Here is a 12,366-nt window from a genome sequence, read left to right as displayed (position 1 = left end):
GAGCGCACATGGAATTACGTAAATACCTGCTGCCAGGGCTGATTTCAGTCACTCTGCTCAGCGGTTGCTCGCTGTTCAGCGGCGAAGAAGATGTAGTAAAAATGGCTCCGCTGCCGAAAGTGGAAAACCAGTTTACGCCACAGACGGCCTGGAGCACCTCGGTGGGTGATGGCGTTGGCGATTTCTATTCCAATCTGCATCCAGCCTGGCAGGGCGGTACCGTCTATGCGGCCGACCGCTTTGGCGTAGTGAAAGCCCTGGATGCCAGCAACGGTAAAGAGAAATGGAAAGTCGATCTCTCTGAGAAAACCGGCTTCTTCTCGAAAAACATCTCAGCTCTTCTCTCTGGCGGCATTACCGCTACCAGCGATCGCATTTATATCGGCAGCGAGCGCGGCCAGGTCTTTGCACTGAACAATAGCGATGGCAGCATCGCCTGGCAGACGAAAGTCGCCGGTGAAGCGATGTCGCGTCCAGTTGTGAGTGATGGCCTGGTACTGATCCACACCAGCAACGGTATGTTGCAGGGGCTGGACCAGAGTACTGGCGCGATCAAGTGGAGCGTCAACCTCGATATGCCTGCGCTGTCACTGCGCGGTGAATCAGCACCGACCGTGGCATTCGGTGGTGCGATTGTTGGTGGTGACAATGGCCGTGTAAGCGCGGTGATCATGAACCAGGGGCAGTTGATTTGGCAGCAGCGTATTTCGCAGCCAAGCGGCGCTACAGAGATTGATCGTCTGAGCGATGTGGATACCACGCCAGTCGTCGTTAACGGTGTGATCTATGCGCTGGCTTACAACGGTAATCTGACCGCGCTGGAACTGCGTTCAGGCCAGATTCTGTGGAAACGCGAAATCGGCGGCGTGAAAGACATGGTGGTTGATGCGGGTCGTATTTACCTGGTCGATCAGGATGACCGCGTGATTGCGCTTAATGCCGACGGTGGCGTGGCCATCTGGCGCCAGAGCGATCTGCTGCATCGCAACCTGACTTCACCAGTGCTGTTTAACGGTTATCTGGTGGTTGGCGATAGCGAAGGTTATGTGCACTGGATTAACACCCTTGACGGGCGCTTTGTTGCGCAGCAGAAACTGGACAGCGATGGCTTCCAGACTGACCCGGTGGTTGCCGGTGACAAGCTGCTGATCCAGGCGAAGGGCGGCGAAGTTTACGCCATCACCCGTTAAGATTGGGCTTTGCAGGAACCCGTTTCCTGCTCGCTAATACGGCTCCTGATTCGTCAGGGGCCGTTTCGTTTTTAGTCAGGCATGGTATTCTTAGCGCCTTCAGCCTGACGCCTTCTGGCAAATGTCGTTATAATCACGCCATTCGGGCGATTTATTTTTAAAACTGAGGCAAGTGTTATGGTACCTGTGGTCGCGCTGGTTGGGCGTCCCAATGTGGGAAAATCTACGCTATTTAACCGCTTAACGCGCACTCGTGATGCGCTGGTAGCGGATTTTCCTGGACTGACTCGCGATCGCAAATATGGTCGCGCCGAAGTGGAAGGGCGCGAATTCATTGTTATTGATACCGGCGGTATTGATGGCACCGAGGAAGGCGTCGAAAACCGCATGGCAGAACAATCGCTGCTGGCGATTGAAGAAGCGGATGTGGTGCTGTTCCTGGTGGATGCGCGTGCGGGTGTGATGCCGGCCGATCAACAGATCGCCAATCACCTACGTTCGCGCGAAAAAGCCACCTTCCTGGTCGCGAACAAAACTGACGGTCTCGATCCTGATGCTGCCGTGCTGGATTTCTATGCGCTGGGCTTGGGTGACATTCATCCGATTGCGGCCTCGCACGGTCGCGGTGTGAACAACCTGCTTGAAGCTGCGTTGCTGCCATGGATGGAAGAAGCCGTTCCGGAAGTGGAGTTGACGGAAGAAGAAGAAAACGCCGCTTACTGGGCCGCGTTAGAAGAAGAAGAGGACGAGAAGGCGTTGGCGGAAGAGGAAGAAGAAAACTTCGACCCGACCACCTTGCCGATCAAGCTGGCTATCGTTGGCCGTCCTAACGTCGGCAAGTCAACGCTGACTAACCGCATCCTGGGTGAAGACCGCGTTGTGGTCTTCGATATGCCGGGCACCACGCGTGACAGCATCTACATTCCAATGGAACGTGATGAGCGCGAGTATGTGTTGATTGATACCGCCGGTGTGCGTAAACGCGGAAAAATCACCGAAACCGTAGAAAAATTCTCTGTCATCAAAACGCTGCAGGCCATTGAGGATGCCAACGTGGTGATGCTGGTGATTGATGCACGTGAAGGCATTTCCGATCAGGATCTGTCACTGCTCGGCTTTATCCTGAACAGCGGTCGCTCATTGGTGATCGTGGTCAACAAGTGGGATGGCATGACGCAGGAAGCGCGTGACGAAGTGAAAGAGATGCTGGACTTCCGTCTGGGCTTTATCGATTTCGCGCGCATTCACTTTATCTCGGCGCTACACGGCAGTGGCGTAGGTAACCTGTTCGAATCCGTGACTGAAGCTTACAACTGCTCAACCAAACGTGTCGGCACCGCGATGCTGACGCGCATCATGACCATGGCTTCTGACGACCATCAGCCGCCGCTGGTGCGTGGTCGCCGCGTGAAGCTGAAGTATGCCCATGCTGGTGGTTATAACCCGCCGATCGTGGTGATTCACGGTAATCAGGTGAAGGATCTGCCAGATTCCTACAAACGTTACCTGATGAACTACTTCCGTCGTTCACTCAACGTGATGGGCACACCGATTCGTATTCAGTTTAAAGAAGGCGACAACCCGTACGCGGGCAAACGTAACCTGCTGACACCGACGCAGCAGCGCAAACGCCAGCGACTGATGTCGCATCTGAAAAAGAATAAGCGTTAAAGTGATGAGGGCCCAAACGGGCCCTTTTTTTCGCCCTGATACCGCGCGATAAGCTCATCATCCCTGACATATCGCCTTAACATCAAAAATTACACTTTGATTCAGCCTCATATTTATTAATAACTTATGACTGGTTTTGTAGCAAAAATGCTATTGACCAGTAACTCCTTCGTTATGGATGTTCACTTTCTAATGAACCAGGTGGTACAATCCTGCCGCCTTGTAGCGAGAATCACTCTCACCTGCGATGTGTCCTTGCTCACAAGCGCCGAATTACGGGCATTGCACCCGTACCAATAGATATAAAATAAAGCGTAACGGTTTGGTTCCTGTCCCCCATCGTTGGCAGGAGCATTGCTACTGGCTACAGCTTGTTAGCCGGCACCAGCGCGTTATTTTTTCAGGAGAGTTTTTGTTATGGCAGAAAATTCCGCTCGTCCCTGCAAAGGGTTGAGTATCTGGTCTGTATTGTTCGGGCTGGTCCTGCTGGCTGTCGGTCTGTTCTTCGCGATCGGCGGTGGCAAGCTGGTCGCTCTGGGCGGCAGCTGGTACTTCCTCATTTCCGGTATTGTGATGTTGCTGTCGGCGGTTCAGTTCTTCCGTCGCAAATCATCCGCCGTGACCTTATTCATTCTGGTCTTCGTTGGCACCCTGATTTGGGCGCTGTTTGATGCGGGCTTCCACTTCTGGCAGCTGGTTTCACGCCTGATGGTGCCTGCAGGCCTGATGCTGCTGGCATTCCTGACCTGGCCAGCGCTGCGTAAGCGTGAAGGCAAAAGCTCTCTGGCGAAAGTTTCCTATGTCCTTTCAGCAGTTATCGCTGTTGGCATGGTGGCAACTTTCGTGCAGATGTTCCAGCCGCACCCAACCGTCGCTTTCGAAGGCAAACAGCTGCCGCTGATTCCGGTGGACAAGTCTAAACCACAGCAGGACTGGAGCAGCTACGGCCGCACGCCTGAAGGTGACCGTTTCGCGGCGATCGACCAGATCACCCGTGACAACGTCAAAGACCTGCAGGTTGCATGGACCTTCCACACTGGCGATACCCCGATCAGCCCAACCGGTAACGGCGCGGAAGATCAGGAAACGCCACTGCAGGTAGGCAACACCCTGTACCTTTGCACCCCGCACAACAACGTGATTGCGGTTGCAGCGGATACTGGCAAGCAGATCTGGAAGCGTGAAATCAACGCACAGGCAGAAGTGTGGAACCGCTGCCGTGGTCTGGCGTATTTCGATGCGACCAAACCCGTACAGCAGCCAACACAGCCTGGCTCAACGCCGGTTCCTGCGCCAGCTCTGGCGGCAGGTGATACCTGTCAGCGTCGTATTCTGATGAACACCATCGATGCGCGTCTGATTGCCATCAATGCTGACAACGGTGAATTCTGTGAAGACTTCGGCGACCACGGTGTGGTTGACCTGAAAAAAGGTCTGGGTAAAGCGCCCGATCCACAGTATCAGCTGACGTCTGCACCACAGCTGGCCGGCACCACCGTAGTGGTGGGTGGTCGTGTGGCGGATAACGTCCAGACCGATATGCCTGGCGGCGTACTGCGCGGCTTTGACGTTATCACCGGTCAGATGCGTTGGGCGTTTGACCCAGGTAACGATGACCCGAATGCCATCCTGATGCCGGGCAAAGACTACACCCGTAGTACCCCGAACTCATGGGCACCGATGTCATACGACCCGGCGATGAACACTGTGTTCCTGCCAATGGGTAGCTCGTCTGTGGATCTGTGGGGTGCGAATCGTACCAAACTGGATCACACCTACGGCGCATCAATTCTGGCGCTGGATGCGACTACCGGTAAGCAAAAATGGGTTTATCAGACCGTACATAACGATCTGTGGGACTTCGACCTGCCAATGCAGCCGAGCCTGATTGACTTCCCGATGAAGGATGGCACGACCAAGCCTGCGGTAGTGATCGGTGCTAAAACCGGCATGATCTGGGTGCTGGATCGCCTGACCGGCAAGCCTTTAACGAAAGTTGAAGAGCAGCCGATGCCACAGGGTCACATCCCGAATGAGCAGTACACCAAAACGCAGCCGCACTCAGTGGAAATGCCAAACATCGGCAACCAGAAGCTGACCGAGTCTGACATGTGGGGTGCTACGCCGTTTGACCAGTTAGTGTGCCGTATCGCCTTTAAAGGTATGCGTTACGATGGACTGTTCACTGTTCCGGACACTGACAAATCACTCAGCTTCCCAGGTTCACTGGGTGGTATGAACTGGGGCAGCATCTCGTTTGACCCGAACAACCAGTACATGTTTGTTAACGACATGCGTCTGGGCCTGTGGGTACAGATGATTCCTCAGGACACCACTAAGTCTGCTGCCAGCAACGGCGGTGAAGCGATCAACACCGGTATGGGCGCAGTTCCGCTGAAAGGTACCCCTTACGCTGTTAACAAAAACCGCTTCATGTCTCCACTGGGTATTCCGTGCCAGGCACCACCGTTTGGTACGCTGTCAGCTATCGACATGAAAACCCGTCAGATCGTATGGCAGGTGCCAGTCGGTACCGTGCAGGATACCGGTCCATTCGGTATCAAGATGCGCGCACAAATGCCAATCGGTATGCCAACGCTGGGTGGCACCTTGGCAACTCAGGGTGGCCTGGTGTTCATCGCCGGTACGCAGGATTACTATCTGCGCGCCTTCGATAGCTCAACCGGTAAAGAAGTATGGAAAGCTCGTCTGCCAGTCGGCAGCCAGGGTGGCCCAATCAGCTACGTTTCGCCGAAAAATGGCAAACAGTACATCCTGATCTCCGCAGGTGGTGCACGTCAGTCACCAGACCGTGGTGATTACGTGATTGCTTACGCGCTGCCAGACAGCAAGTAAGTTGCTGTAAAAAAGAAGAAAGGCCGACATCATGATGTCGGCCTTTTTTTATTAACCATCCGTGGCGTGCTTCACTCCTTAAGGTACCTTATTTACTGCTGCTTGGAGGGGCGACGGCTTTTTTGACCTCCTTTTCTTCCAGCTTCCCTGGCTCTTTCAGGATCGTTTCTGAAATTGCCCCCACTGACTTTGCCGCCAGCACTGCCGGCTTCCCTGGCACGCTCTGGGTCCTCTGCAAAGTTCCCAGCACCGCCTCGTTGCTTCTTTTGTGTCATAGCAGAGACCTCATCTAAGGGTGATTTCTTCGATGTGGACTAGCTAGCCACTTAATGAGTATAGTCAGTAAGTTACAGTCTGCTTTGGGAGATCTCTGAGATCTTTATTGGCCGTCGCGCCAGAGAGCCTCTAATTCTGGCGATGCCGCTGTTTCAGGAATCAAAATCACGATGGATCCTGCCTCTTGATGGGTGGCATAGGTGATTTGAATGCGAAAATAGCGCTGATCGCCGCTGCCAAGATTCGCCGCCTGATCTTCCGGTTCCCCTAACGGTAATGCCTGCTCCAGTACGTTACACACCCGCTGTTTTTGCGGTTCCGGCAGTTGCGCCAGGGCAAAGCGGCGTTCGCCACGCAGATTGGGGATAAAGGCGATGCCGCCTTCACGCGCCAGTTCAATGATGGCGTCATCAGTGAGTTGGATGTTCATTTTACGCCTACCTGCTGCCAGGCGGATTGAATCGCCTCCGCCACCGAACGGTTAAATCGCTTACCACCATGTTCGACAGTAAAGCGGGCAAAGGTGCTGAAATCGGCATCCTGCGGCAGCGTCTTGTCGCAGAGAGTGTCGTACCAGGCGTGGCCCGCTAACTCCCAGGCAAAGCCGCCTAACGCTTTAGCGGCGAGATAAAACGCACGGTTAGGAATGCCAGAATTGAGATGGACACCACCATTGTCATCGCGGGTTTCGATGTAATGATCCATATCCGCCGGTTGCGGGTCCTTACCGAGTTTCGGATCGTCGTAAGCCGTGCCTGGTTCGGACATGGATCGCAGTCCACGGCCTTTAATCCCGGATGCTAACAAGCCCTCACCAATCAACCAGTCAGCCTGATCGGCCGTTTGCTGCAGGTGGAACTGCTTAACCAGCGAGCCGAACACATCAGACATCGATTCATTCAATGCACCAGACTGCTGGAAATAAACCAGCCCGGCTTCGTTCTCGGTCACGCCGTGGGTGAGTTCATGCGCGACCACATCCAGCGCAATGGTAAAGCGGTTAAAAATCTCGCCATCGCCGTCACCAAACACCATCTGCTGACCGTTCCAGAAGGCGTTCTGATACTCTTTGCCATAATGAACCGTACCGTCGAGCTTTAGGCCTTTGTTATCCAATGAATTGCGCTTGAAGATTTGCCAGTAGAAATCGTAGGTGATGCCGAGATAATTCCAGGCCTCTTCGGCCGCTACATCACCATTACCTGGCTGGCCTTCATCGCGGATTAAGGTGCCGGGTAGATTCTGTGTGTTCTCCGCATCAAAGATGGCACGCAACACGCTGCCAGGCTGGGCGGTGGTCGCGCTGGTAGCTTTATGGCTGTGTTCAGCCATCAGTTGCTGAACATGGGTGAGGGTGCGGCGAGCAGACGCCTGTGGTGCGCCCGAGCAGTGGTCAATGATGTTGCGAAGAATATACGGAGGAATAACGCTGTAGGTCATAGTAACTCCTGGCCGTGAGTGAACATGCCAGAAGTATAGTTTTTCAGCTAGGAGCGTGCTTTACGGCTCCGCGATTTCTGTGGTTCAAGGGCGGTCACCTGGCTTTCCACCCAGCCATCATCCAGACGGGTGCGCAGCAAATCGCCTTTATGCAATTGCTGGGTTTTCTTCACCAGCTGGCCTTGCGTATCCGTTGTCACACTAAAACCACGCGCCAGTGTGGCAAGCGGACTGACGCCCTCCAGTTGCGCAGCCAGATTACCAAAGCGCTGACGATTGTGATTCAGCTGCTTCTCCATGCCCTGTTGCAGGCGATACTGCCACTGCTGCATCTGCTGCTGCGCACGCAGAATGCGCCCTTGAGGCTGCTGCTGATTGAGGCGCTGTAACACGCGATCCTGCTGGCGATTAGCCACGCGCAGACGTTGATCCATTGCCTCGCCGAGGCGACGTTGCAACTGGAACAGTGTGGTTTGCTGGCGTGCCAGACGCAGCTGTGGATGTTGCTGCTGCAAACGATGTTGTATGCGGGTAAAACGGCGTTGCTGCTCTGCAATGTAGAAATCCATCGCCATTTCCATTCGCTGCTGCTGTGACTGCAAACGGCGCAGCAGTTCGATCTGATTGCGGCTCACGATTTCTGCCGCCGCAGATGGGGTAGGGGCGCGCAGATCGGCGACAAAGTCGGCGATGGTGACGTCTGTCTCGTGGCCGACGGCACTGACGATGGGCAGGCGACTGGCAAAAATAGCACGCGCCACGCGCTCATCGTTAAAGCTCCACAAATCCTCCAGCGAGCCGCCGCCGCGGCCGACAATCAGCACGTCACACTCATCACGCTGGTTCGCCAGTTCAATGGCACGCACAATCGCAGCCGGTGCATCCACACCTTGCACCGGCGTGGGATAGATAATTACCGGCAACGAGGGATCGCGGCGATGCAGTACGCGCAGCACATCATGCAACGCGGCACCGGTGGCAGAGGTGATCACACCGACCTGGCGCGCCGGATCGGGCAGCGGCTGTTTGAACTGCTGATCGAACAGCCCTTCGGCCGCCAGTCGCGCTTTCAATTGCTCAAACTGCTGCTGCAGCAGACCTTCACCCGCTGGATGCATGCTTTCGATAATCAGCTGATAGTCGCCACGAGGTTCATACAGCGTAATGCTGGCGCGCACCAAAACCTGCTGACCATGCTGAGGACGGAAGGTGACGCGGCGGTTGCTATTACGGAACATCGCGCAGCGGACTTGTGCGCCATCATCCTTTAAGGTGAAGTACCAGTGACCGGAAGAGGGCTGGCTAAAATTTGAGATCTCAGCGCTGAGCCACACCAGGCCCATCTCATTTTCCAGCAGTTGGCGCACCGTGGTATTCAGGCGGCTGACAGTAAAAATATTGGCGGTTGGCGGTAGCGACATGTGATGTAGATCAAATTTTAAATCAGAGGGTTAATCAACCGATACTACATTGCTCACCCGAAGGATCAAGACTTTTTCCTAAAAAACACTGGAGGCAATCGATTTCGGCCTGTATAATGCCGCGGCAATATTTTATCTGTTTTAATCGCCCCCAGGTGGAGATATTGCAATGCTAAGAATCACTAAAGAAGCCCTCACTTTTGACGACGTTCTGCTCGTTCCAGCTCACTCCACTGTCTTACCGAACACCGCTGATCTCAGCACCCAACTGACGAAAAACATCCGTCTGAACATCCCTATGCTGTCTGCTGCTATGGACACCGTGACCGAAGCCGGTCTGGCAATTGCACTGGCGCAGGAAGGCGGTCTGGGCTTTATCCACAAAAACATGTCGATTGAGCGCCAGGCGGATGAAGTTCGCAAAGTGAAAAAACACGAAAGTGGCGTAGTGACCGATCCGCAAACTGTTCTGCCAACCACCACGCTGGCGGCAGTGCAAGAGCTGACCGAGCGCAACGGCTTTGCGGGTTATCCGGTTGTGAACACCGACAACGAACTGGTCGGTATCATTACCGGTCGTGACGTGCGTTTTGTGACGGACCTGAGCCTGCCAGTTTCCGCAGTGATGACACCGAAAGAGCGTCTGGTCACCGTTAAAGAGGGTGAAGCGCGCGACATCGTACTGCAGAAAATGCACGAAAAACGTGTTGAGAAAGCGCTGGTTGTGGATGACAGCTTCCATCTGCTGGGCATGATTACCGTTAAAGATTTCCAGAAAGCAGAGCGTAAACCTAACGCCTGTAAAGATGCGGAAGGCCGTCTGCGTGTGGGTGCTGCGGTTGGTGCGGGCGCAGGTAACGAAGAGCGTGTTGACGCGCTGGTTGCTGCGGGCGTTGACGTTCTGCTGATCGACTCTTCTCACGGTCACTCTGAAGGCGTTCTGCAACGTATCCGTGAAACCCGTGCGAAGTATCCAGACCTGGACATCATCGGTGGCAACGTGGCGACCGGTGCAGGTGCATTGGCACTGGCCGAAGCGGGCGTGAGCGCGGTGAAAGTGGGTATCGGCCCTGGTTCAATCTGCACCACGCGTATCGTGACTGGCGTAGGTGTACCACAGATCACCGCTGTTTCTGATGCGGTTGCTGCGCTGGAAGGTACCGGTATCCCGGTTGTGGCTGATGGTGGTATTCGTTTCTCAGGTGACATCGCCAAAGCGATCGCCGCAGGCGCGGCCGCTGTGATGGTCGGTTCTATGCTGGCGGGTACTGAAGAATCTCCAGGCGAAATCGAGCTGTATCAGGGCCGTTCGTTCAAATCTTACCGTGGTATGGGTTCACTGGGCGCGATGTCTAAAGGCTCATCTGACCGTTACTTCCAGACCGATAACGCGGCTGACAAACTGGTACCAGAAGGTATCGAAGGCCGCGTCGCTTATAAAGGCCGTCTGAAAGAGATCGTGCACCAGCAAATGGGCGGTCTGCGCTCTTGCATGGGCCTGACCGGTTGCCCAACCATCAACGATCTGCGTACTAAAGCCGAGTTCGTGCGCATCAGTGGCGCAGGTATCAACGAAAGCCACGTGCATGATGTGACCATCACCAAAGAGTCACCGAACTACCGCATGGGTTCATAATCCCGTAAGATTCAACGCCCGGCACCTGCCGGGCGCTTTTATTATTAAGTCCATCCCAATGGAAACGCCTCAATGACGACTGAAAATATTCATAAACATCGCATTTTGATCCTCGATTTTGGTTCTCAGTATACGCAGCTGGTCGCGCGCCGAGTGCGTGAGCTGGGCGTCTACTGCGAACTCTGGGCGTGGGATGTCACCGAAGAGCAGATTCGTAGCTTCAATCCAAACGGCATCATCCTGTCAGGTGGCCCGGAAAGCACCACTGAGCTGAACAGCCCACGTGCACCAGAATACGTGTTCAATGCTGGCGTACCAGTGCTGGGCGTGTGCTACGGCATGCAGACCATGGCAATGCAGCTGGGCGGCAAGGTTGAAGGCTCCAACGAGCGTGAGTTTGGATATGCGCAGGTTGAAGTGCTGACCCAGAGCGCGCTGGTTCGTGACATCGAAGATGCCATCAGCGCAGCCGGCAAACCGCTGCTGGACGTGTGGATGAGCCACGGTGACAAAGTGACCGCTATCCCGGCTGGCTTTGAAACCGTTGCCAGCACCGAAACCTGTCCGTTTGCCATCATGGCCAACGAAGAGAAGAAATTCTACGGCGTGCAGTTCCACCCAGAAGTGACGCATACCCGTCAGGGCCTGCGCATGCTGGAGCGTTTCATCCGTGATATCTGCGGCTGTGAAGCACTGTGGACGCCAGCCAAGATCATCGAAGATGCGGTTGAGCGTATTCGTGAGCAGGTCGGCGAAGATAAAGTGATCCTTGGCCTGTCAGGTGGTGTGGATTCCTCTGTCACCGCGATGCTGCTGCACCGCGCTATCGGTGATCGCCTGACCTGTGTGTTCGTGGATAACGGCTTGCTGCGTCTGAACGAAGCCGAGCAGGTGATGGACATGTTTGGCGATCACTTCGGTCTGAATATCGTTCACGTGGCCGCTGAAAACCGTTTCCTCGATGCACTGGCGGGCGAGAATGATCCCGAAGCCAAGCGTAAGATCATCGGCCGCGTATTCGTTGAAGTGTTCGACGAAGAAGCGCTGAAGTTGACTGACGTGAAATGGCTGGCACAGGGCACCATCTATCCAGACGTGATCGAGTCTGCTGCTTCTGCTACCGGCAAGGCACACGTGATCAAATCGCACCACAACGTGGGCGGTTTGCCGAAAGAGATGAAGATGGGCCTGGTTGAGCCGCTGAAAGAGCTGTTCAAAGATGAAGTGCGTAAGATCGGTCTGGAACTGGGTCTGCCATACGCCATGCTGTATCGCCATCCGTTCCCGGGTCCAGGTTTGGGCGTGCGTGTACTGGGCGAAGTGAAGAAAGAGTATTGTGACCTGCTGCGTCGTGCCGATGCAATCTTCATCGAAGAACTGCATAAAGCTGACCTGTACAACAAAGTCAGCCAGGCCTTCACCGTGTTCCTGCCAGTGCGCTCTGTCGGCGTAATGGGCGACGGTCGTAAATATGATTGGGTTGTGTCACTGCGTGCAGTGGAGACCATCGACTTCATGACCGCGCATTGGGCGCATCTGCCGTACGATTTCCTCGGCCGCGTCTCCAACCGCATCATCAACGAAGTGAACGGCATTTCTCGCGTGGTTTACGATATCTCAGGTAAGCCACCGGCCACGATTGAGTGGGAATAATTTCCGCTGATTGAATCGCCTGTCAAGCCCGCTTAAATGCGGGCTTTTTTTGTTTTTGTGTCTGGCATCTTCTGGCAGCAATTAGCAACGGGAGCAGTTCACTATAATATCTGTGTAATAGCCCCCGTTTAAACCGGACACTTCACCAGTAAGACATAGTCATAGAGCTATGTTTAAGGAGTGTCCTGTGCAAAGAATCGAAGTGATCACTGGCGAGCAAAAA

9 protein-coding genes are annotated in these 12,366 nt (G+C 54.6%); 5 read left to right on the top strand and 4 right to left on the bottom strand.

Annotated elements, in window-relative coordinates; genetic code table 11:
* Window positions 1–8 precede the first annotated feature (8 nt).
* The 3 genes from bamB to WFP70_RS18305 all read left to right on the top strand — a co-directional run bounded on the left by bamB (window position 9) and on the right by WFP70_RS18305 (window position 5,717).
* Window positions 9–1,190: an outer membrane protein assembly factor BamB gene (gene bamB, locus WFP70_RS18315; RefSeq protein WP_337024031.1), complete on the top strand. Its 1,182-nt coding sequence runs from the start codon at window positions 9–11 to the stop codon at window positions 1,188–1,190.
* Between the two features lie 177 nt (window positions 1,191–1,367).
* Window positions 1,368–2,861, top strand: a complete 1,494-nt coding sequence (gene der, locus WFP70_RS18310; protein ID WP_337024032.1) for a ribosome biogenesis GTPase Der — start codon at window positions 1,368–1,370, stop codon at window positions 2,859–2,861.
* Window positions 2,862–3,278: 417 nt separating this feature from the next.
* Complete coding sequence (locus WFP70_RS18305; RefSeq protein ID WP_337024033.1) at window positions 3,279–5,717, top strand: glucose/quinate/shikimate family membrane-bound PQQ-dependent dehydrogenase; 2,439 nt, start codon at window positions 3,279–3,281, stop codon at window positions 5,715–5,717.
* A 92-nt stretch (window positions 5,718–5,809) separates the two neighbouring features.
* Here WFP70_RS18305 and WFP70_RS18300 read toward each other — a convergent pair whose 3' ends face one another.
* From WFP70_RS18300 to xseA, 4 genes are all read right to left on the bottom strand, one after another.
* Window positions 5,810–5,992: a general stress protein gene (locus WFP70_RS18300; RefSeq protein WP_045814915.1), complete on the bottom strand. Its 183-nt coding sequence runs from the start codon at window positions 5,990–5,992 to the stop codon at window positions 5,810–5,812.
* A 104-nt stretch (window positions 5,993–6,096) separates the two neighbouring features.
* On the bottom strand, window positions 6,097–6,423 hold the full coding sequence (locus tag WFP70_RS18295; protein WP_182056581.1) for a protealysin inhibitor emfourin: 327 nt from the start codon (window positions 6,421–6,423) through the stop codon (window positions 6,097–6,099).
* Window positions 6,420–7,433, bottom strand: a complete 1,014-nt coding sequence (locus tag WFP70_RS18290) for a M4 family metallopeptidase (protein WP_337024034.1) — start codon at window positions 7,431–7,433, stop codon at window positions 6,420–6,422. Before WFP70_RS18290 ends, WFP70_RS18295 begins: the two co-directional genes overlap by 4 nt.
* 47 nt (window positions 7,434–7,480) lie before the next feature.
* On the bottom strand, window positions 7,481–8,854 hold the full coding sequence (gene xseA, locus WFP70_RS18285) for an exodeoxyribonuclease VII large subunit (RefSeq protein ID WP_160869339.1): 1,374 nt from the start codon (window positions 8,852–8,854) through the stop codon (window positions 7,481–7,483).
* Window positions 8,855–9,023: 169 nt separating this feature from the next.
* Here xseA and guaB point away from each other — a divergent pair, with 169 nt between their 5' ends.
* The gene (gene guaB / locus WFP70_RS18280; RefSeq protein WP_034825688.1) at window positions 9,024–10,490 is read left to right on the top strand and encodes an IMP dehydrogenase; all 1,467 of its coding nucleotides are present in this window, start codon (window positions 9,024–9,026) and stop codon (window positions 10,488–10,490) included.
* A gap of 72 nt (window positions 10,491–10,562) precedes the next feature.
* Window positions 10,563–12,143, top strand: a complete 1,581-nt coding sequence (gene guaA / locus WFP70_RS18275) for a glutamine-hydrolyzing GMP synthase (RefSeq protein ID WP_034825692.1) — start codon at window positions 10,563–10,565, stop codon at window positions 12,141–12,143.
* Window positions 12,144–12,366 lie beyond the last annotated feature (223 nt).

It is taken from the genome of Pantoea sp. USMM079, from assembly GCF_037153115.1.
In the GTDB taxonomy this organism is placed as follows: Bacteria; Pseudomonadota; Gammaproteobacteria; order Enterobacterales; family Enterobacteriaceae; genus Pantoea; species Pantoea communis.
Note: the sequence above shows the minus strand (reverse complement) of the source record. Positions and strands in the feature narration are given on the sequence as shown.